General features: G+C 40.8%; 13 protein-coding genes and 2 pseudogenes. 6 read left to right on the top strand and 9 right to left on the bottom strand.

Translation table 11 applies throughout. The features are described from left to right. Window positions 1-79 precede the first annotated feature (79 nt). A pseudogene (gene tnpA, locus ACMVDV_RS05935) lies at window positions 80-512 on the top strand (IS200/IS605 family transposase). Window positions 513-888: 376 nt separating this feature from the next. Here tnpA and ACMVDV_RS05930 read toward each other — a convergent pair. The 3 genes and pseudogenes from ACMVDV_RS05930 to ACMVDV_RS05920 form a co-directional block, all read right to left on the bottom strand. Next, window positions 889-2,091: a hypothetical protein gene (locus ACMVDV_RS05930; RefSeq protein ID WP_304185856.1), complete on the bottom strand. Its 1,203-nt coding sequence runs from the start codon at window positions 2,089-2,091 to the stop codon at window positions 889-891. 38 nt (window positions 2,092-2,129) lie between these two features. Further along, window positions 2,130-3,851 (bottom strand): hypothetical protein, encoded by a 1,722-nt coding sequence (locus tag ACMVDV_RS05925; protein ID WP_416157523.1) that lies wholly within the window; start codon window positions 3,849-3,851, stop codon window positions 2,130-2,132. 996 nt (window positions 3,852-4,847) lie between these two features. Further along, window positions 4,848-6,829 (bottom strand): annotated as a pseudogene (locus ACMVDV_RS05920) (hypothetical protein). A gap of 301 nt (window positions 6,830-7,130) precedes the next feature. Here ACMVDV_RS05920 and ACMVDV_RS05915 point away from each other — a divergent pair. Beyond that, window positions 7,131-8,105, top strand: coding sequence for a transposase (locus ACMVDV_RS05915; RefSeq protein ID WP_304185854.1), 975 nt, complete (start codon window positions 7,131-7,133; stop codon window positions 8,103-8,105). Window positions 8,106-8,549: 444 nt separating this feature from the next. Here ACMVDV_RS05915 and ACMVDV_RS05910 read toward each other — a convergent pair whose 3' ends face one another. Beyond that, a complete protein-coding gene (locus ACMVDV_RS05910; protein ID WP_416159058.1) occupies window positions 8,550-9,734 on the bottom strand; it encodes a PQQ-dependent sugar dehydrogenase in 1,185 nt (394 codons plus the stop codon). On the opposite strand from ACMVDV_RS05910, the gene ACMVDV_RS05905 reads away from it, so the two are divergent. Then, window positions 9,719-10,174 carry a hypothetical protein gene (locus ACMVDV_RS05905; protein ID WP_416157522.1) on the top strand — a complete coding sequence of 152 codons (456 nt, stop codon included), beginning with the start codon at window positions 9,719-9,721 and terminating at the stop codon, window positions 10,172-10,174. The genes ACMVDV_RS05910 and ACMVDV_RS05905 overlap by 16 nt on opposite strands. Before the next feature lie 104 nt (window positions 10,175-10,278). Here the strand turns inward: ACMVDV_RS05905 and ACMVDV_RS05900 are convergent, their stop codons facing one another. Next, window positions 10,279-11,478: an Nramp family divalent metal transporter gene (locus ACMVDV_RS05900; protein WP_416157521.1), complete on the bottom strand. Its 1,200-nt coding sequence runs from the start codon at window positions 11,476-11,478 to the stop codon at window positions 10,279-10,281. Window positions 11,479-11,815: 337 nt separating this feature from the next. Between ACMVDV_RS05900 and nhaD the strand changes: the two genes are divergently transcribed. Next, window positions 11,816-13,252, top strand: coding sequence for a sodium:proton antiporter NhaD (gene nhaD / locus ACMVDV_RS05895; RefSeq protein WP_416157520.1), 1,437 nt, complete (start codon window positions 11,816-11,818; stop codon window positions 13,250-13,252). A gap of 113 nt (window positions 13,253-13,365) precedes the next feature. Here nhaD and ACMVDV_RS05890 read toward each other — a convergent pair whose 3' ends face one another. Next, window positions 13,366-14,022: a nitroreductase family protein gene (locus ACMVDV_RS05890; protein ID WP_416157519.1), complete on the bottom strand. Its 657-nt coding sequence runs from the start codon at window positions 14,020-14,022 to the stop codon at window positions 13,366-13,368. Window positions 14,023-14,146: 124 nt separating this feature from the next. Between ACMVDV_RS05890 and ACMVDV_RS05885 the strand changes: the two genes are divergently transcribed. After that, entirely contained in the window at window positions 14,147-15,085 is a 939-nt protein-coding gene (locus ACMVDV_RS05885; RefSeq protein ID WP_416159057.1) for a LysR family transcriptional regulator, read from the top strand. Between the two features lie 187 nt (window positions 15,086-15,272). On the opposite strand, the gene ACMVDV_RS05880 is transcribed toward ACMVDV_RS05885, so the two are convergent. Continuing rightward, complete coding sequence (locus tag ACMVDV_RS05880) at window positions 15,273-18,452, bottom strand: efflux RND transporter permease subunit (RefSeq protein WP_416157518.1); 3,180 nt, start codon at window positions 18,450-18,452, stop codon at window positions 15,273-15,275. A gap of 3 nt (window positions 18,453-18,455) precedes the next feature. Further along, complete coding sequence (locus ACMVDV_RS05875; RefSeq protein ID WP_416157517.1) at window positions 18,456-19,628, bottom strand: efflux RND transporter periplasmic adaptor subunit; 1,173 nt, start codon at window positions 19,626-19,628, stop codon at window positions 18,456-18,458. A gap of 127 nt (window positions 19,629-19,755) precedes the next feature. On the opposite strand from ACMVDV_RS05875, the gene ACMVDV_RS05870 reads away from it, so the two are divergent. After that, entirely contained in the window at window positions 19,756-20,019 is a 264-nt protein-coding gene (locus tag ACMVDV_RS05870) for a YkgJ family cysteine cluster protein (RefSeq protein WP_304179190.1), read from the top strand. Between the two features lie 47 nt (window positions 20,020-20,066). Here the strand turns inward: ACMVDV_RS05870 and ACMVDV_RS05865 are convergent, their stop codons facing one another. Further along, window positions 20,067-21,923: a TonB-dependent receptor plug domain-containing protein gene (locus ACMVDV_RS05865; protein WP_416157516.1), complete on the bottom strand. Its 1,857-nt coding sequence runs from the start codon at window positions 21,921-21,923 to the stop codon at window positions 20,067-20,069. Between the last annotated feature and the right edge of the window lie 94 nt (window positions 21,924-22,017).

The following is a 22,017-nucleotide window of genomic DNA, read 5'->3' as shown; positions in this document are numbered from 1 at the left end:
GGGTGACTCGCATAGGTTTGACCGTGACAACGGTAGGGGTATCTTCTTTGCTCGACCAAAAGTAAAGAGGAAATAACCTATGCGAGACTATAAGAGTTTGTCTCATACTCGTTGGGATTGTAAATATCATATTGTATTTATTCCCAAAAAAGAGACAAAAGTTGATTTACGGATCGATTAGGAAGCACTTAGGTGAGACGTTTCATGAATTAGCTAAAAGAAAAGGGGTAATAATCGAAGAAGGGCATTTAATGAAAGATCACGTTCATATGTGTCTGAGTATACCTCCAAAACTTGCAGTTTCTAATGTTGTCGGTTATTTGAAAGGAAAAAGCGCAATTTCGATAGCAAAAAACTTTCGAGGGCGACAACGAAATTTCAATGGGGAAAACTTTTGGGCTCGAGGTTATTTTGTATCGACAGTTGGTTTAGATGAAAATATGGTTATAGATTATATTCGAAACCAAGAAAAGGATGATGAACACCGAGATCAATTAAAGTTTCAAGTGTAGTACGCCTTGGGCGTTTTCTTTAGCCCTTTGAGGGCGTAATCACAGAAGCCTCCGGCTTTGCCGGAGGTCAGTTAACTTTTGAACCTTCGGGTGATGATTTTATTCAATGAGGGGTTGTGCCCATTTAGGGTTCAATTCAGCATCGAATTGGTCATTTTTACAAAGTGCAAGTTGCGTAAAGAGTTACCGATAACATTTTAGAGGGAGATTAAGGTAGTACCCCTTTCCTTGATGTAGCGTATAACTCCGTGTAAACGAGCGGTATACTCGTGCATCAACATTTGTTTAAATATTGTTTCCTAAATATTGATGCACTTTTTATCACCCGTTTGTAATCATTATTTACATCAAAACAATGATTATTTGTTGATGCATACTAGCCGTTACGCTCTTTGAACAATTTATCGATTTCAGCTAGATCATCATTCGTTATTGACGAGCCACCAACCTGACTACAATCTAAATCACCAATACATGGGCGAGGATTTTGTGGTTCATTGGCTGTAGGCACCGCTAATGCAGCTAATGCTATTTGAAATTTTTGTGTTATTTGCGAACCAAAACTAATCGGAACGCCATCAATGGTAATATCACTGACAGTAAAGCCCTCCGATTCAGGAACTTCAAAGACTGCGTGCAAAATTTGATCATAATTATCACCTGTGTGACCGCGAACTACCCGCCAATAATCAGCAGCTGTTTTTCCTATAGGCGCATTGGGTGGTAATTGAAAACTTGAGAAGTCTGGTGTTTGAATATATAAACCAACGGGGTTGGCTAGCGAAGCCTTTAAACCGCCAGAACGAATAATTCGATTTACGGCACTACCAATTGTTGGATCACTATTTCGTCCTGGAGTTCCGTATTGACTACATTGAATCAACTGGTTTTTATTGGTAACAATTTTACCTTCACACTCGCGAGTGATAGTAGCGGCTGCAGCAAGGTAAATTTCTGCTGGTAGTGTGTTGGGCGGAGAAATAAGGGTAACCGCACCATTGGTAGTATTATTGTTGAATTCATTTTTCTTATTATAGTTACCCGCTGAATCTTCCAGATTAGCCCTTGTGACATTCATTCCTGTTAATTTTCTATAAATATCGACCACCGCATCTGGGCTAACACGCCACAACAATGAAAAATATTCCGGGTTTTCACAGGTAAAATCAACTTTGCTTATATTGTCATTGTTGTCTCTGGTAACGCTCCATTCACAATACTCATCTTGCCATCCACGTGGTCCTGCAGGTTGATATGGTTGCCCATTAACATTTGGTGGACCCTCATCGGCATATCTTTGCCTTTGGGTTTCACTGCTATTTGGGAACAGCACATTGATCCTATTAGGAAATGCGGTCCAACGAACTACTGCAGGTGCTCCTGCCTGTGATAGATCCGTATCGAGCGGGTTGTAATACCAGTCTCTGTCATTATCCAGCGGCCTTGAACCCCCTTTAATTGACTGGTTGGTCCATTGATTTACTGCTGTTGACCAAAGCTCTCTGAATTTATCTTCTAACGGACCCGATGGTAGATCACTGATATTTGCCGGTAGATCAAAAACCTCTAATTTACTCATTTTAGTCATCCTTAATATTTTAATTTAAAAACTAACAGCTAGTCACTTGCTACTACTTTACCTACTACATTCATACGTAAAAAAGGTGATATTGGTAAACTTGAAAAAGGGAATAACAAACTAAACTCAACAAGGTTACCCAAAGGAGTCGTCGCTGCCATTTGGCGATGTTGTGAAACCAAAAGTTTCAAGTACTCATCTTGACCTGTACATGATTCAGTTGTACAAGAGATGTTCTTATCTATAGCTTGAAAATAGGCATTAATTCTTTTCTCGGTATTTGCCTTCCAGTTAGCATCCTCCCAAACAAATAGAAACTGTTGCTCAGCAGTGCATGTATCCAAGGTTATATCGTTACATTTTTCTTGCTGACTACTTGCTGTGGTGATTTTACTTGCAACTAACGAGGCCATATTACTGCTATTATTAGCAATAGTTGCTGTGCCAACTGCCTTAGCGTATTGGATCAAACTATTACGTTTTTGTGAAAAAATGGGGTTTTGAAAATCTACCATCAAAATTGCTGTTATAAATTTGGGGCTAATCAGTTTCAGTAACTTTCTTTCTATACCAACTCGAATCAACAAATTTGACATTAAAACATCTTCGTTACCCAGTACTGGTGTAAAACCGGCAAAGTGAGTTGATCCTAAAACAGTAAATTGGGGGGGCTCAACACATGCTGATTTAGTTGCGCCCTTTAAACTACACTGCACTAGTCTTGAATCAGTTGTTTTGAGAAATTTCTTGTAATTATCCACTGAAAACATGAGCCCTTGTGGAATATTGTAATCAAGGCCTATTAGAGGACCTCTTAAAATGCTATCTGCAATCCAAAAATCTTTAGGAAACGCAAAAGTGTTGGCATTTCCTGGTAATGGATTGGTAGATTCCAAGTTAACAGTAGTGGTTACTATTACAAAACGTAAAAGCTCTGAAACATTGGTGATCTGTGTGAAATTGTCATTGATGTGAGAACGAATAAAATTTGGATAATATTTACTGGATGCTCCTTTTATTGTTGGTTCAAGTTCTTGTGCACCAATTCTATTTTTAAATGGCGGATCGTTTTGAATTTTTAGTGAAACGATAGAGTTGGTGATATTGGCGCGCTCTGAGCTCCAATTATTCCACGGGATCTTCAGTTCTTTCATGATAGGTACACCGTTATGATGGCAATCAAAGCAACCTACACCTATAGTTTTTTTCTTCCTTGCCCAGCTTGAATCTCCCGCCCAAAAATAATCTGTACGAGGATAGTCAAATCGTTCATAAAAGTTGAAACGTTGTTTTGATTCATCAAAGGCAATAACCTGCAGAAAATTACTGGTATTATCACTAGGGGGTGAAGAACTACCAAATACCATAGGGGTACCATGGACGTCCGCCCAACTTACTGTATAGCGCATATTTCTTAGGGAAGCAGAAGATGGAATTGCTGTACTTACTGGGATTTGCCCACCTTCAGCCACCACATACTGTTTTTTTACAAAGTCATGAGAAGGATTATCTAAGTGAGTGGTGATCTGTTTTAGCGAAGCTGCAGGAAGCCCAGAACAAAGTATTGATTTGGCAAAGACATCATTTAATTCTTTCGTTTTTTCCTCAGGCGCCATTACAGTAGGTTGTGAATCCTGACCTTCAATAAAACGATAAATTGTACTGCTACAATTAGCACTTTCGCTACTTTGAGCCATATTTATATTTACTACTAATAAGAAAACGACAATACAACGAGTAAACAATCTGATTCTATTCATATTAAATTCTCCCAAATTTAATTTTTGACCTAATAATATAATTGTTCATTTATTTAAATTTATATGGATAAATAAACCTTAATATTTACAGTTTGCCACATATATATTTTAATCTGTTCTCTCTTAGCATCAATTTAATTCTAGTCTTCTGATTACTTCAGGTATAACTATTTCCTTTTTTTAAACAAATATCTTCCTAGTAAATAACCCCTAAACACATCTTCATTGCTGTATGTATATATTCATTAAACTTAGTTCTCATCATTAAATAGCTCTTATTGCTATCAATACTGGATTAATTTTTATGAATATCTTTAGCAAATTAAAGATTTATTGCATAGCAAGATCTAATCATCCACATAGTGTGTATATTTACAAAGTATGCGTTGTGTAAAGAGTTACAAGAGTTACAAAAAGTAGAACCATAGGGGAACGGGCTATTTAGTGAGTGCTTCCCTTCCTTGGTGCTGCTTGTTATCCCTTACAAACGAAATATAGTCCAATAATTATCAAAAAAACATTACACGTCACTACACGGATAAAAAGCCTTATTTATTCTTAGCTGGAATATTAAATTTTACGATACAGCTCTATCGGAGTTATCCCTATCAAGCGGTTCAATATCACTTAGTAAACCGACTAAATCTATTTCTTTCTTGCCTTTGTTAAATACTTCGCCGCTTGCGGCGTAGTATTGAGTTATGAGCGAATTTATAGATAAAAGCCTGATGAATCCCCACGAAAAGAATCAAAAAAGATGAGTAAGGGGAAAATGCAATGGGCGGTTCATCTCCCATACAAAATGTGTTTATTGTTTTCAAAAAATAATTATGACGGGTACCAATGTATTTCAATGTTGGCCAAAACTAGTCGATCGTTACATGGTTAGTGCCTTACTGATATGGGCCGCAAATCAGCAAAGCAAAATTTTTCATGGCATTACAATATAGTAACTAAACTTCAGAGGCTCTAGTTGCAAACCTCTAAGGTAGTTTATTAAGGTTTTGTTGCCTCAGCGAAGCGTGACATTTCACTTATATTGAGTGTACCTTGTTTACTATAGATGCCTACTTGGCGTTTATCTAAGTAATAAAGCCTAAAGGTTAGTGCTCTAAAATCATTGATATATGCGGTACCATAGCCACTTTCTGGTTGTAAAAGAAGATCCACGGTTACCCCTTGTTGTAAATTGATAGGAACAATAACTTGTGAGTCGATTCGACTTTCTGAAGTAGGTTCAGGTTGCTCACCCAGTACCGCAGGTAATGCTGCTGCCCTGAATTCATCAGCTAGAAGGTAAGCTAAGCTGTTGTCTGAGCCATCGTCATTATGAAGATCAATAAACTGTATAAAGGCTGTTTTTCCAATGAACTCTTCAACATCCCAGGTTGCCCATTGCATTGTTAGTTTATTATTCTCATCGGGTTGTGTATTTTTACCAGATTGACTACGTACAACTTTACCGTCCACTATAAGCACAACTGCAGTTGCTTTAGGGTGGTCAAACTGATTTGAACCCCCACCTATCTTGAAATTAATATATTGCTGTGAGATCACAAATGACGGGCTATCCATTTTTCCTGTTGCGGAGTAACCTATCCACCCTAATGCAGTTCCATCTTCATCATAGCCATCTGCAAAGCTGGAGAAAACTCGTTCGCCAACGTTGTTGTTTACATCGGCCCCCCACCAACCTCCATCTAGTTTAGATAAGTCTCCAGTTAGATTAGTAAAACCGTGGGCTTGGAGGGTGTTATAACCGCCGCAGAAAAATTCAAAACCAGCTATATGCTGAGTCAGGTCTTCCTCTCGATTGAATAGAGGTTTGCCTTCTAGTTCAGGTGTGAGGGTGATGTTAGAGCTTGATTGAGTGAGTGAATCGCCGAAGTAAAAAGTGGCTGTTTCTGTGGCTGTGTTTATTTCTATACGAGCTGTTTGTTTACTCTCTTCATAAGCGGGAAATATCAGACCAAATCGGTTGTCGGTATCTTCACTCGAAATACTAAAGTGAAGACGGTTGATTTTATTGTTACTACCTAGTAATACTTGATTACCTGGTGAAACCAATAGTGAATTATTATTATTGGTTTGTGCTGATTGGGTTTGTGCATTTTCATCTATTGGTGTTGCTAATGCGCTTAAGTATTGCTCAGGAATTGATACCGCTAGTTCTCCCGATTCTGTCATTGATACTTGATGAATTGCTAAGTCACCGCCAAAATCAGCACTGCCTATATTTGAGCGGGTATTTTTATGAGCGACCCAACCAAACATCAGGGTTTGAGTAGGGGAGCTTGCAGTTCTTCCTGCGTAGTAAAATTCTCCATCTAGTGAAGGGTATCGACCAGGTACCCATATGTCTTCATTCTTTACTAAATATTTTACATCGCGCTCATTATTATTTTGGTCAGAATAAATTATTGCTTGTCCGTTATTGAAGCTCACCCAATCAGGAACCTCAAAGTTAAGTGGTTTGTCTGCGGTATAAATCGGCTCTTGCGCTTCCCAAGTTTTGAGATCGCTCGAAGTATAAAGAGCAATAGCTGCATCTGCGTTATATCGACTAGTTAATAACATCCAATAGTTGTTGCTTTGTTCGTTATAAAAACATCAGGATCACGAAAGTCAAAGTCGCTATATGATCCTGTACCACTGAATGTGTTATTAACTTGTTTTTCCCATTTAGTTAGCGTGTTATCTGTTGCTTTTGCATGCATAACAGCTTCGACAGGAGAAAAATCGAGGTTGTGTCCTGAATAAAATAAATGAGCTACATTGTCTTTATCTTTAATAACACTACCTGATCCCGTCCATTGGTCTTGTGTTTGTGCATCTCCTGTCGCTTCTAGAACACGTTGTGGGAATGTACCATTAATTAAATCTGTGGTGCGGGTTAGATACCAATCATGGAATGCGATATCAATTAAATAATAAATATAAAACTCACCGTTTAAAAATACAGGGTTAGGGTCTGCCATCGTTAATGGTAAAGGTATCGTGTGTTGATTCAGTTGGGTGACAATACTTTCACTCGACGGGTCAACGAAACAAAAAAGACAACGAAACAAAAAAGACACCCATCATAAAGTTTAGAAACAAAAAAGAAACAAAAAAGACACCCATCATAAAGAACAAAAAGAAACAAAAAAGACACCCATCATAAAGTTTATATTTTGCCAATTTTTTACTAAGAAACAAAAAAGACACCCATCATAAAGTTTATATTTTGCCAATTTTTTACTAACGTTTAATTAGTATGAAAATCAAACCGGGTGAAATATGGCTACTGCAAGAAAACGTCAAGTAAGTTTGGCAGATACAAAATACTATCACTGTATTTCACGTTGCGTTCGGCGTGCATTTTTATGTGGCGAAGACCACTTTACAGGACAATCATACGAGCATCGTAGAGGTTGGGTTGAAGATAAACTGTTAGAGTTAGCCAAGGTATTTTGTATTGATGTGTGTGCTTATGCCGTAATGAGTAACCACACCCATTTAGTACTCTATGTTGATGATAAAAAAGTAAACAGGTTGAATGACAAAGCGATTGTTATTCGCTGGCATAAACTGTGTAAAGGCACCTTGCTAACGCAGAAATACGTACAAGGTGAAAAGCTAAGTAAAGCAGAACTCATCTTTTTTAATCAAACGGTCAAGCAATATCGCGAACGCTTATCAAGTATTAGCTGGTTTATGCGGTTGCTAAATGAAGATATAGCGCGCAAAGCAAATAAAGAAGATAACTGCACAGGCAGATTCTGGGAAGGGCGCTTTAAATCACAAGCACTCCTAGATGAAGCTGCACTTGCAGCATGTATGGCGTATGTAGACTTAAACCCTATTAGAGCTAAAATGGCTAATAGCCCGGAAGAATCGTACCATACCAGTGTTCAAAAGCGTTTAACAAGCGCAACAGAAGGTAAGCAACCTAAACAGTTACTTCGCTTTGCTGGTATGTCGCGTCAAATAATGCCAAAAGGCTTGCCATTTGAGCTTAAATCGTACCTTGAGCTTGTTGAATTAACGGGACGAATAATACGAGATGATAAACGCGGACATACAGATAATTCGTGCCTTCCTCTACTCGAAAGGCTAAATATATCCCCAGAAAATTGGTTAAAACTAACCACTCAATTTACACGTGTATTTCATGGTGCTGTTGGCAGGGCATCATCACACGAAAGCTATTGTGAGAACCTCAACCGAAAACGGCGAACAAACATGAGTAACTGTGAAAAGTTATTCGGATAAAGTCTAGTCACCCAAAAAAGTACTTTTACAGCATAACGCAGGCATTTTCATGGCTGTCATTTAAGTATTACAACGAAATTTACTTATTTTGCAACCTAAGTAAGTTTTGCAAAGTGATAAGCGTGTAGATCTAGTTTATAAATTTAATTTTGTAGCACCAGTTAAATAGATAAATTAGAGTGGGTGTCTTTCTAATATTGCCTCTTTAAAACAGGGGGCTTTATGCTTAGACCTTTCTTTTGAAAAAGCAAAAACAAGGCATGGTAACCATGTAACAAGCACCTTGAGTTTTACGTTACAGTTGTTCCGAACGAAGAACAAAAACATCTCCAAATAGTAATCTGTTAAGCCATCACTATCCTAAAGCGGTACTGCTGCATTGTCTAAAGTTAGACTGGCTATTTAAAAATAAACACTAAAGCAGATATGCATTTGAACGTTAAGTTATTTATTTGGCGTTATTAGCAGTAACTTAGCTTCTTTGCCATCGGTTAACACTGCGATATTGCCCTTGGCAGTAACAAATACATCCCGCAAACGTCCAGTAACCTCAGGGAATATATGAGTCTGGGTAAATTCACCGTTAGCTAAATTAACGCTGTAGATTTTTTTGTCGACTAAAGTGGTGAGTAGCACATGCTTTTGCAGTACAGGAAAGGCAGATTGCTCAGAGCCATAATACGCCATGCCTGATGGGGCGATAGAAGGGGTCCAATCTATGGTGGGCTTTTTCATACCGGCATATTCCCTAAAGGGCGAAATGCGGGCTTGAGAATAATCGTTACCGTAGGTTATTACCGGCCAGCCGTAATTAGTGCCAGCGGTTAAGTAATTTAGCTCGTCGCCGCCAGCTGGGCCATGCTCGTGGCTGATTATTTGCTGTGTGTCGTAATTATACACTAGGCCTTGGGTGTTGCGGTGACCGAGTGAAAAAACAGCCTGAGCAGCACGATTTTCGTGATCACTAAATGGGTTATCGCGGGGCACACTGCCATCTAAATTAATGCGTAATACTTTACCTAGTTGGCTGGTGATAACTTGCGCTTGCTCTCGATAATCAAAGCCATCACCACTTGAAAATAATAAGGTGTTATCGGGCAATACTAGGGCGCGGCCAGCATAATGTTGTGGTGTGTCTTTATTTGTTGCCACTTGATAAATAATTTTAGGCTGAGAAAAATCAGTGCCATTAAAGGTCGCTTTAGCAATTACGAGTCGGTTTGCGGCTAACTCGCCTTGTGCGTAGGTAAAAATAACTTCATGGGATTCACTGTAGTCAGGAGATAACACGATATCGAGTAGACCGCCTTGGCCGGCAACATATAATCCTTCAAGGGGCAGTTTAACTCTTGATAGCTGGTTGTTTTTTATTATTACTACATGGCCGTCACGCTCGGTGATTAACCAGGTGCCATTAGGTAATTCAATCATACTCCAAGGAGAATTAAGCTCAGTAGCAAGGGGAGCTATGTTGTATTGTTTTATGGGTAATGTTGAGCCTGCGTGTACTGAAAACGCAAAAGACCAAATAAGCGTAATACAACAGATAGATTGTTTACAGCTTAAGCCTTTGCTAATGTGGATAATACGTTTCATTTTAAGTTGAGATAACCATGCCATTTTTAACACGTTTGTTGCCTTCATTTTTAGCTTCCTGGTTACTTACATTCACACTTGCTAGCTTGTTTCATAGTCAATATGTTGTCAATCAATTAGTTAATGTGGGTATAGAGATAAGCTTTAGTGATCGTGTTAATTTAACGCTTGATGATTGGCTTGGGTTATTACCTACCTATGGCGCAATAATTGCCGTTGCACTTGCGCTCGCATTTTTAGTTACAGGACTGCTGTATAGAAAACACCCTAAATATGGCATTCAACTATTTGTTATAGCTGGAGTAACGGCGTTTGCAATTGCTTTAGTAGCCATTGAGTCAATTATGAATATCACGATTATAGCAGGTGCCAGAGGATGGGGGTTCTATACACAACTGATTGCTGGTGCAGTAGGTGGGTATGTTTTCGCTATGTTAGCTAAAAACTATATTAGTAAAGATGACCGCTGCTAATTTTAATATGAATAAAACTCGCCGCGGTATATTTTTCTTTGGCGACTATCAATCAAAAAGCCGCTGTTGGTAATAAGCAGCGGCTTTGGGTTTTAAGAGGCAAGCTAAAAAATCAAGCTAATTAATTTATAGCTACTTAGGCCGAAAATGAGTAATAGCACAGGCAAGATCAACAGATTAACAATAATTGAGTTGGTGTAGTTGCCCATTACAGACTTTTGATTGACTAGCCATACAAGGTAAGTGGTCACAATCGGCAGTAATATGCCATTGGCGGCTTGGGCAAAGATGATCACGGCAACAGGGTCTAAGCCAAGTGAGGCAACTGCAGCACCAAATACTAAAATAACAATGGCGACTAGTTTGAAACGGCTATTGTTCATGTCATTAGACCAGCCAAGCATGCCACATACGGCGTATGCACCAGCAAGTGGCGCAGTGATAGCACTGGTTAGCCCCGCGGCAAATAAGCCAATCGCAAAAAAGTAATGTGCGGCATTGCCTAGTAATGGCTCTAGCTGCATCGCCATATTTGCTGCGCTGACTTTTCCGACCTCAGTGCCGTAAAAAGCGACCGATGCGGTGGATAAAATTGCAAGCGTTATAACCCCACCCAGCGTGATTGATATACCGGTATCTAAATTAGTGTGTTTGATGAGCTTACGTTGATCAATTTTTTTGTCGTGTTTTGCGGCGAGTATACCTGAGTGTAAAAATAAGTTGTAAGGCACAATGGTGGTACCCACTAAGGCTAATACCGTAGTCGCAGAGCCTTCAGGTATACTGGGTATAAAGCCTGCAAGTACTTGAGTCACAGGCGGAGCAGCCATAACCAAGGTGGAGATAAACACTAAACTCATCAAAAGCACTAAAAAGATCAGTGCGGTTTCTACCACTTTATGTTTGCCGCTATAAAGTAAAAGAGCGCTGAAAATAGCGATTAATGGCGTCCAAACTTGTGTTTGTACTTGAGGGAATATTTCGATTAACCCCATTGTGGCGCCACTTAGGTTGCCAGCTTCATAAGCGGCACTGCCAACACCAATGGCACTGATCACTAAAAAGGCGGCGAGGGGTTTAAATAATGGGTGTTGTATATGTGTGCGTAGCGCTTGGGCAAGATCTTGACCAGTAACTACCCCAAGGCGGGCAGCCATTGATTGCAATAATATGGTCGCTATCACTGAAAATAGTAATGTCCAGAGCAGCGCAAAGCCAAAGTTGGCACCCGCTATACTGGCGGTGGTTATAGTCCCTGGGCCAATAAAGGCAGCAGTCACAAGTAGGCCTGGTCCTAATCGCATAAGTAACCTTATATTTTGTTTTAATGGTTGTAACTGTATTCAGTCACTCGGCTTGATATCAATTTATCAGTAAGTTACAGCATACAAGTTAATTAATGTTGTTAAAAGTACAATAAAAATCCAGCCGTTTGTATTCACCGTTATTATCATTGCTATAACGCAAAACAATGAAAATTTAGACTTCTGTATAATAGCGTATGGCGGTTATTATGGTACTTTACGTCAACTTTTTGATAGCACTTTGTTAACAGTGAAACTAAAAATAAAAACTCATGCTGACTACTGGACTGCCAGCTATCAAAAATACAAAATTTAAAATTAAAACAGGACGTACCGTGTGAAAAACTTACTACCAGGCTTTAATCTATTTAGTCTAGTACTTTTATTATTTTGCTCCCCAACGTGGGCAGCTGATGGGCAGTTAAATTTAACTACTTCAACAGTGGGCCTAGTCTGCATTGCGATATTTGTTTTAGCGTATGCGGTCGTTATGCTTGAAGAGAAACTGCATTTACGAAAATCAAAACCGGTATTGGTTGCGGCCGGATTAATTTGGATTTTAATTGGCGCGTATTATGTAAACAATGATGTGCCAGACATTACCGAAGCGGCATTTAGACATAACTTGCTCGAATTTGCCGAACTTATGTTGTTTTTATTAGTGGCAATGACCTATATCAATGCATTAGAAGAGCGCAGAGTCTTTGATGCGCTGCGTTCTTGGATGATCCGCAAAGGCTTTAATTATAAAAATTTATTTTGGATCACAGGCTTCTTAGCGTTCTTTATATCCCCGATTGCAGATAACTTAACAACCGCACTGTTAATGTGTGCTGTAGTAATGAAGGTAGCAGAAGGTGATAAACCGTTTATTAATCTTAGTTGTATAAATATTGTTATTGCTGCCAATGCCGGTGGAGCATTTAGCCCGTTTGGCGATATTACCACCTTAATGGTTTGGCAGGCTGGTTTAGTCCACTTTAATGAGTTTTTAGTTTTATTTTTACCCTCGCTAGTTAATTATCTCGTCCCTGCGACCATTATGAGTTTTTACGTAGCTGATAAGCAACCCACGGCCCAATACGAAGATGTAGAGCTTAAACGCGGTGCAATCAGAATTTTAGTGTTGTTTTTACTGACTATAGGCACGGCAGTAGCGAGTCATAGTTTTTTACATTTACCGCCTGTGCTTGGCATGATGATGGGGTTGGGGTATTTACAGTTTTTTGGTTATTTTTTAAGAATGACTTTACCAGGATCACTCGCTCGAAAAAGAGCGCACGCGGAGCAACTAGGTGATAATGACCGTTTAGCTAAGCTTGGCAGTGTTGTACCTTTTGATGTGTTTAGTAAAGTGTCGCGTGCCGAGTGGGATACCTTATTATTCTTCTACGGCATTGTAATGTGTGTAGGCGGCCTTGGCTTTTTAGGTTATTTAAATTTAATGTCTGAGATGCTTTACGGCAGTTGGTCGGCGACAACGGCCAATATATTCTTAGGGGTTATTTCAGCGGTTATCGATAACATCCCCGTGATGTTTGCAGTGCTGTCTATGCAACCGGATATGTCACACGGGCAATGGTTATTAATCACCTTAACAGCGGGGGTCGGCGGTAGTTTATTGTCAATTGGCTCTGCTGCCGGTGTAGCATTAATGGGGCAAGCCCGCGGTTATTATACTTTCTTTGGCCATTTAAAGTGGACGCCAGTTATTGCGCTTGGCTATGGCGCAAGTATCATGCTGCATTTATGGTTAAACGTTGATCTTTTCTAATAACAAAAGAGCACTGAACAGCAAAATTAAAAGCGAACAAGTTGCTACTTGTTCGCTTTTTTCTTTATACAGATAGTTAAATTTTGTGAGCCAATTTAAACCAACAATATTATTTAAATCACTTTAATGATTTGCTCTTGGCTTAACCGTGATTTTGGCAGTTTTGCGTTATAGTCGGTTTGTGTTTCGTGATAACCGATGACAAGTGCTACTTCACAAATATAACCACCTAACTCATCGGCAAAAAGCTCACCAATTAGCTCGCTATCAACGCCTTCCATTGGGGTTGAATCAATACCTAAACGCGCAACGGCGTGCATAGTATTACCAAGTGCAAGGTAGGTTTGTGCTTTGCTCCAGGTGCCATTGTTACCAGATTCATCGGTATTTAAGTCAACGAATGCGTATGCGCCAAACGCTTGCTCGCGATTTTCTGCTGGCGTACGGCCGTTTGCTATATCTGCATCAATCACTTTTGCATAATCTTCGCGGCTGTATTTTGGGTTGTATGCAAATAAAATAATGTGTGAGGCAGTTTTAATATGAGGTTGATTAAATTGAAACTTGTTAGCAAAAGTATCATGCATACGTTGCTTTGCTTGCTCAGACTCAATAACAATGAATTTCCACGGCTGTGAGTTAATTGATGATGGAGATAAACGCATAGCTTGATAGATAACAGCTAAATCATCTGCCGATACGCGTTTAGTTGCATCATATTTCTTGGTTGTGTAACGCGCTTCTAAGTCAGTAATAATCGGGTGTGTCATAATAGGTTCCTGTAGCGAATAGCTTTATTTAATCAAAGCCGTTGAATGAAGCAGATGATAGCGCTTGCATTACTTTTGATAAACAGCATAATTATTGAATCATTATCAAATATATTTAGATAATATGCAGATTGACGATTTAAAACTCATACTGAAAGTCGCTGAATTTAAAAGTATTACCCTTGCGGCGGCAAAACTTGATATGCGTACAGCAACCGCCAGCGCCGCTATCAAACGAGTGGAAGCGATATTAGGAGTTGACCTATTTGTGCGCACTACGCGGCATTTAAGGCTTTCAGCAGCAGGTGAACGCTACATTCCACAGTGCGAGCAAGCAATAACGATACTTGAGCAAGCTCGGCAAAACCTTAAAGGCGAACACGATGAGATTGAAGGCGAGCTAAGGGTGGCATTATCTTCTGATCTTGGCCGTAATTTAGTGATCCCTTGGATTGATGAAATTATGGATAGTTACCCTAAGGTGAGTCTACGCACGCATATTAGTGACAGTAACGTAGATTTTTACCGAGATTCGGTGGATATAGCACTGCGTTATGGCTCGCCAAATGATGCCAATGTTTATGGATTTAAAATTTGTAACGTGCCCCGCTTATTGTGCGCCACCAAAGAATACGTGCAGCAATATGGTGATCCTCAGCACCCAGATGATTTAGCCCAGCATCAAGGGTTATTTTATCAACTGCAAGATATTATCAATAATGTGTGGGAATTCACCGACGGGCACAACAAATATAAAGTAAAAATGCAGGGCAAGCGCGCCTCTAATGATGGTGACTTAGTACGGCGTTGGTGTGTTGCCGGCAAAGGGCTTGCCGTAAAATCATCATTAGATATAGCCGATGACCTACTAAATGATCGAGTCGTTACCCTGATGCCGGGCTATCAACATACCTGTGGCGAACTCTGGCTCATTTGCCCAAGTCGTCAATCAATTACTCCTGCAGTTAGACTATTACGTGATGCGTGTCGTGAAAAAGCACGCGCGATAATCAGCCAACTAATTGATAAAGGCGTACTTGAACACAGTGTACTCGACAACTAATTATTAAACATATTCTGCGCTATAACGTGGCAATTGAGCATCAAGGGGAGTTTACTATTATTCTGTAGGGTCACTTTTATTTATATGCTTCGCGATTTCGTTTAAAGATAACTCCTTTAAAGTTTTTGCTTCAAATAAAAAGCCCGAACTGTATACAGCTCGGGCTAGTTGGTTGGGATATCAAATTTTATAAAGGTGAGTGGCTTACTTTGCTGTCCACCTTGTCATTAGCCGGAGTTCCATCTAGCAGCGCTTCTTTACCGCGCCATTTACGAATTAATCGTTTGGTATCTTCTAGTGCGACATATTGACATGGGATCAGGATCAGCGTGATCACCGTGGCAAATAACACACCAAAAGCGAGCGATACCGCCATGGGGATGACAATTTTAGCTTGTAAGCTGGTTTCCATAATAATTGGTAACACGCCAATAAAGGTGGTGATTGAAGTGAGCATTATCGCTCTAAAGCGGCGTGCACCAGCTTGCATTACCGCATCTTTTATTGCAACACCGTCAGCGCGGGCTTTATTAACAAAGTCCACCATTACTAATGAATCGTTCACAACCACACCGGCTACAGCAATGATCCCGAAGATAGATAAACCGCTCATGGTCATGCCTAAAATCATGTGACCAAACATGGCGCCAATTACTCCAAATGGGATCACCGACATAATGATTAACGGCTGTGAGTATGAGCGCAGTGGTATCGCTAATAACGCGAAGATAATCATCATTGATAGTGCAAAATCACGCACTTGCTCTGCAACGCTATCCATTTCTTCTTGAATACGCCCAGCAACATTACTTTGTACACCAGGGTAGCTCTTCAATAGTGCTGGTAAGTATTCATCACGAATTTCTTTGGCAATTGCAAACGGTTCAACTTGGTCGGTATCAACCGCAGCCCATACGTTAACGGTGCGTTTTGAGTTTTCACGGCGAATGCGATTTACACCATCAACCAGTTTTACATCAGCAATTTCAGCTAAAGGAACTTCTGCACCCGTTGGTGTAATGATCCGCGCATTGCCGATATCGCTGATTGAATTACGTGCTTCTTCAGGATAGCGGATCATGACTTTTACTTCTTCGCCGTCACGTAAAATACGTTGTGCTTCAATGCCATAATAACTAAAACTGACTTGTGAGGCGACATCAGCAAGAGTGAGTCCCATGCTGTACGCAAGTGGTTTTAAGTCAAGCTGCACTTCATCAGTAGCACTTTGCATTGAGTCATTGACATCACCCACACCTTCCATGGTGTTGAGTTTTTCTTTAAGTTTTGCCGCTACTTCTTTTAGCTGTTTGGCATCTTTACCTTCAAGGCGGAAGCTCACATCACCGTCGTCTCGACCACCATTCATAATACTGTCTTGAATGGTTAGTGTTTTCACGCCCGGTAAAGGAGGCATTTGTTCACGCCAAAGGGCGCTCAATGCAAAGGTATCGATAGGGCGTAACTCAGGATCAATTAATACCGCCATAATGCTGGCATCTGTACGGCCACGTAAACTAACTGACAGGTCACGTACCATGGCTGTGCCATATTGCTCTTTCAGTTGTTTATCAACATTGATAATGACTTGCTCTATTTTTTGCGCGGTTTCTAAGGTGGCTTGCTCAGATGAGGCTAAGTTCATTTCAACCGAAATACGTGGAAAGTCATGAGGAATTTTAGGATTCGCGACAAATTTCACTAAACCACCGGCAAACATACCACCACTGACAATTAATACACAAATAAAGCCAATAATGACGGTATAACGATAGTGAATACAATGACCAATAAATGGCGTGTAGTAGTTATCAACAAAGCGCTTTAAACCACTATCCATGACTTTACGAAGGCGATGCAACGGGTTTTTAGGATTAGGTTCACGGTGTTTCATCGCTGCTAGGTGGGCGGGTAAAATAAGCTTTGATTCAATCAGTGAGAAAATTAAACACAGAATAATTACGCCGCCAATGGCTTTGGAAAACGCAGCACCAGGGCCACTTGCTAAAGTTTGTGGTAAAAATGCAGCAATGGTGGTTAGTACGCCAAAGGTTGCAGGCATCGCCACGCGTTTCACACCACGCACTACGTTATCCAGCGAGTGGCCATGTTTTTCAATTTCAGCACTGGCCGATTCACCCACGACGATGGCGTCATCGACCACAATACCGAGTACGAGTATAAAGGCAAACAGTGACGCTAAGTTGATGGTGACATCTAAAAAGCCCATTGGCATCATTAAAAAGGCGCCAAGGAATGACACAGGCAAACCCATCATCACCCAAAACGCTAAGCGCAGCGGTAAAAATAGCGCAAGCACCACCATAACTAGCAGACCGCCCCATACCATGTTGTCGATCATCATGTCTAAACGACCTTCAAGGTAATAAGTTAAGTCAACAATGGGCGTGAGCTTAACACCCGCTGGAAGCTGGCCTGCTTTATCCGCTAAGTATTGTTTTAGCACTTTGGCTACTTTGGTGATGTCTTGATCTTTTGAGGCGTTTACTTCAAATGACAGGGAGTTTTTACCATTATATTTTGAGTATTGCAGGCCTTCTGCAAAGCCATCGTTGATGGTTGCTACATCACCTAAATACACTTGCGCGCCATCAGGCAATAAAATCAGTGGCAGTTTTTCAAACTCATTACCGCGATAGGCTTGTTTTTCAACCCGCATTGAAATATAGCCATTTTCAGAGCGAATTTGCCCTGCCGACATATTGGCTGAAAAAGCACGTACGGTACTGGCAATATCTCTAAAGTTTAAACCGTACTCGCGTAGTTTATCTGGGCTGACTTCAATGCTAATTTCGTAATCAAGGCCGCCATTAAATTCAACGAGGTTGATTTGCGGCAGTGCTTGTAGTTCATCTTTAATATTATTGCCAAGCTCTTTGAGCTGATAATTGCTCATGTCGCCGTAAAGGGCGAGGATCATCACTTCTTGCTCAAACTTATCATGGCGCACAATTGGGCGCTCCATGTCAGCAGGGAAGGTGTTGATCGCATCAACTTGCATCTTTATTTCATCGAGTACTTCTTTAGTATCGTATTTTTCTTCGATTTCGATCCAGGCTTGAGAAAAGCCACGATTTGAATAAGTAATTTTCCGCTTGATGCCTTCTAAGCCTTCGAGAGCTTCTTCGACCTTAATGGTGATGCCTTCTTCAACTTCTTGTGGGGCAGCACCTGGGTAGACTGCTTGTACGCTGATCCAGTTATTTTCAAACTGTGGGAACATCTGCTTGCGAATAGAAAATGCCGTTAAAATACCGCCGACTAAAATAAAAATCATCAATAGGTTTGCTGCAACAGGGTTACGGGCAAACCAAGCAATTAAGCCTTTTTCGCTATGAATGCTCATGGCTTATTCCTCTTTCAGCGCAAGTTGCGTTGCACCGATAGGCTTATCAGCGTCATTTAGTTTGACTTGCATGCCTTCGGTTGGAAAATCTAAAGCCGAGGTGATCAGTTGCTCACCATCATCTAAGCCTTGTGACGCGATGATCATGCCATTTTGCTCTCTGATGATATTGAGAGACTTAAACGAAAGCGTTAAATCGTCATTCATTACCGCTATTTTAGCGTTTTTCACTAAGTGATGAGGAACGATAATCGCATTATCCAGTTCACGCCCAGCAATTGTGGCATTGATATAAGAGCCAAAACGCAATGGTTGCTCACTGGCATAGGGGGTATCAACTTGTGCTACTAAATAGCTCATACGACTTTTTTGGTCAATAACGCCTTCGCTACGGACAATCTTAGCCTGCCACGTGGTTGGCTTACCGGCATAGTCTGCATTGAGTGTTACATTCGCGCCGATACCACTGTTAGTCAGGTATTGTAATTCTTTATCAGCCACGGGTAGGCGAATTTCAGCAACCAAAGTTGAACTGAGTGCACCAAACTGGCTACCTGGGTTAACAACACTGCCTAAACTAATTGCGCGTTCAGAAATAATCGCATCATAAGGCGCTTTGATATACGTACGCTCTAAATTACGCTTGGCGCGTTTTTCAGAAGCTTGCGCTGCGCGATAGCGGGCGAGTTTTTCTGCTAACTGTGGTTTGCGCAAATAGAGTTGTGAAGGGATCACTTGGTTTGAATCGTCTTTTATACGGTCCCATTCAGCCTGCGCAACATGTGCTTGTGCACGTTCAATTTCTAAGTCTGAGCTTGCTTGCGCTAACCCTGCTTGTGCTTCAATTAATGCCGCTTCATAATCATTTGGATCTATTCGTGCTAGAATATCGCCTTGCTTAACAAAACCACCTTGCACAAATTGCTCAGATACAAACACCACTTGACCGCTCACTTGCGCAACTAGCGGGGTGTGGTCTTTTGCTCTAACAACACCATACGATTTAACGTCTAGGGTAATTGCATCAAGGTGAACTGGATTAACAGAGACCAGTGGGCGTGTATCTTGTGCTGGTTTTTCTTCAGGCGGTTGTTTCATCGCTGAAAACGCAACCGCAAGACCTACACCCGCGACTAACACGGCAATAGGCAGAATGATTTGTTTTTTAGTAGCCACAGGGCTTTCCTCATAATTAGGTGACGCTGTCATTATAATGAAGAAAGTGTTTACAAGGCGTATGAAGATGTAACAAGTCATTACACGATTAACATATTGATGAAATAGATCACAAAAGGGGCAGATTATGAACATATCAGCAATGGCATGTCGGCTTGGCTGTGGCGCATGTTGTATTGCACCAAGCATTAGCTCACCGATCCCAGGAATGCCGCATGGCAAGAAAGCGGGAGAGCGTTGTATTCAATTAGATAACAATAACTTATGCAAATTATTTGGTGATGAAAGCCGCCCGAAAGTGTGCAGTGATTTTAGTGCAACAATCGATGTTTGTGGCACCAGTAACGCACAAGCATTGCAGTTGATCACCGAGCTTGAACACATGACATAAAAAAACCGCATCTTAAAAAAATGCGGTTTTTAGACATATTTTTTTACTTACCAGCTATAAGTTGCACTCAGAGTGTATTGCTCACCGCGCCCAGGTGTACCGGGGATCTCTTCAAATGATTCGCCCCATAAGTTATCAGCCGCTAGGGTGATAAATAGATTATCAAGCTCTGACGGGGTTATTTTCAATGTTAAGTGGGTAAATAACGCCTCATCATCGCCATTTCGTAATGAATTCTCATGTTGCTTACGCCATTCATTGTCAATTCTAAATTCAAGCAAATCCATGGGTTGCCAAACAACGCCAAGCGTGACGCGATGATCAGGAAAGTTTAATGCATAAAAACTGGCATCTATATCTGCTGCGCCATAACTTTCTGACTTGTGCAGATAAGTGTAACTGCTTATAAGTTCAACAGTATCAAAATGCTTAGTTGCTAAAAACTCGATACCAGTGGTGTCGATATCAACGGCGTTAGCAGCACGGGCAGAGGTCGAGTTGAAACTGTAAGTCCAATCGGTTAGGTTTTCATCTTGGCGGTAAAAAATGGCTGAATCTAAACGCCAAGTTTGCTGTTCAAGCAATAAACCCAGCTCTAGGTTCTGGGTGGTTTCGCGGTCAAGATCATAATTACTTCTGAATAACCCACCCGATTCACTGCCACCAATGGCTGTGTATCCGGCTACTTGACTTGCCTGTGCAAACGATAAGTACACCGTGCGCTCTGTACCATCATTATTGAGGGTATGCCAAGCTAAGTCGCCAAGCAGTGAGAACTGCGAGTCATCTCTATTGGTATCATCAAAAGCGGCGCCTAAGCGAATGGTCAGTAATTGGTTAGTATCAATAGCTGTTTTGTATTCTGGTAATACACTGAGTTTATAATAATTGCGCGAGGTAAAGTTATTCTCAAGGGTTGTAGATTCAATTGCATCTTCCATGTATTGCGCTGAGTAATTTATTGCAAACGATTCACTGTTACTATGGCGCCCTGAAAGCGCCAGAGATTTAACTTCTGTTTCATGAAAAGCTTGAAACGCACTGGGGTTTTCACGAGAGTAAATATAATGGTCGTTATTTTTACGATAATAAGCCGATACTTCAACAGAACTCGCTTTTGCATAGCCTTGTTTATGGTTAAGCATGAATAATTGTGTATCAAGATCTTCGCTTTCGTTCACCCCAAATGGCGTGTACAAGTTTGGCCAACCAAAGAACTTTTGTTGCGAGCCATAAAATAAATCTGTTTGCGATTGCGGGCCAGTTAATTGCACGCGCCCAGACGCACGGGTAAAGTCATGATCGCCATTATCAATGGTGCCGTCACTTTGCGAGTGAGCGTAGTCACCTTGAAAACCCAGTTGCCAATCAGGCTGGCCTGCAAGTGGCACACTGACTCCAGCATTGATGCTTTGTAAATTAAAGTCGTTATTACCAGTACCTAATGAAACACTGCCGCCAGTATTGATGGGCGTCCAACCAAACGACACCGTACCAACAGAGCTATTAACACCATACAGGGCATTATCAACGCCAGTAAAAATGTTTGCCGTGTCAAGCATCTGCGGTGCAATTGGGATTTCAGCAAAGTAATGGCCTGACTGTGGGTCGAATAGCGTTGCACTGCCCACCCGAAAGCCGGTGTTTTCAAAAATACCACCGCGAATAGTCACATCCGCTTGTGCTTCGGCCATATTACGTGATTGTAAATCAACACGTGGGTCGTATTCTAAATTTGAGATGGGCGCGGCAAAGGTGCCAACAGGCTCATTATTTGCAGTGGCTGACACTTTTACTGTTATTTGTTCTATGTTGTCAGTGTTATTTATTGCATCAGCTGCGAGTACCGCAGTTGATAAACTGCAAAAAATAGCAGGTAGGACTAGTTGTACTGTTTTTATCACTTTAAAATCTCTTCACGCTTTTATGTATACTGTGCGATAGCTATTGTTTTTAAGTATTGCTCCATGAGCGAACACGCAATAACAGCGTACTATC

The organism is Pseudoalteromonas sp. ASV78 (assembly GCF_047806705.1).
GTDB classification, from domain to species: Bacteria; Pseudomonadota; Gammaproteobacteria; order Enterobacterales; family Alteromonadaceae; genus Pseudoalteromonas; species Pseudoalteromonas prydzensis_A.
This window is presented reverse-complemented; position numbering and strand designations above follow the sequence as displayed.

What these genes read in the sequence shown, in the direction of transcription:
- ACMVDV_RS05930 (WP_304185856.1), bottom strand. Translation starts at nt 2,091, where the DNA reads ATGAGTAAATTAGAGGTTTTTGATCTACCGGCAAATATCAGTGATCTA.
- ACMVDV_RS05925 (WP_416157523.1), bottom strand. Translation starts at nt 3,851, where the DNA reads ATGAATAGAATCAGATTGTTTACTCGTTGTATTGTCGTTTTCTTATTA.
- ACMVDV_RS05915 (WP_304185854.1), top strand. Translation starts at nt 7,131, where the DNA reads ATGGCTACTGCAAGAAAACGTCAAGTAAGTTTGGCAGATACAAAATAC.
- ACMVDV_RS05905 (WP_416157522.1), top strand. Translation starts at nt 9,719, where the DNA reads ATGCCATTTTTAACACGTTTGTTGCCTTCATTTTTAGCTTCCTGGTTA.
- ACMVDV_RS05900 (WP_416157521.1), bottom strand. Translation starts at nt 11,478, where the DNA reads ATGCGATTAGGACCAGGCCTACTTGTGACTGCTGCCTTTATTGGCCCA.
- ACMVDV_RS05890 (WP_416157519.1), bottom strand. Translation starts at nt 14,022, where the DNA reads ATGACACACCCGATTATTACTGACTTAGAAGCGCGTTACACAACCAAG.
- ACMVDV_RS05885 (WP_416159057.1), top strand. Translation starts at nt 14,147, where the DNA reads ATGCAGATTGACGATTTAAAACTCATACTGAAAGTCGCTGAATTTAAA.
- ACMVDV_RS05880 (WP_416157518.1), bottom strand. Translation starts at nt 18,452, where the DNA reads ATGAGCATTCATAGCGAAAAAGGCTTAATTGCTTGGTTTGCCCGTAAC.
- ACMVDV_RS05870 (WP_304179190.1), top strand. Translation starts at nt 19,756, where the DNA reads ATGAACATATCAGCAATGGCATGTCGGCTTGGCTGTGGCGCATGTTGT.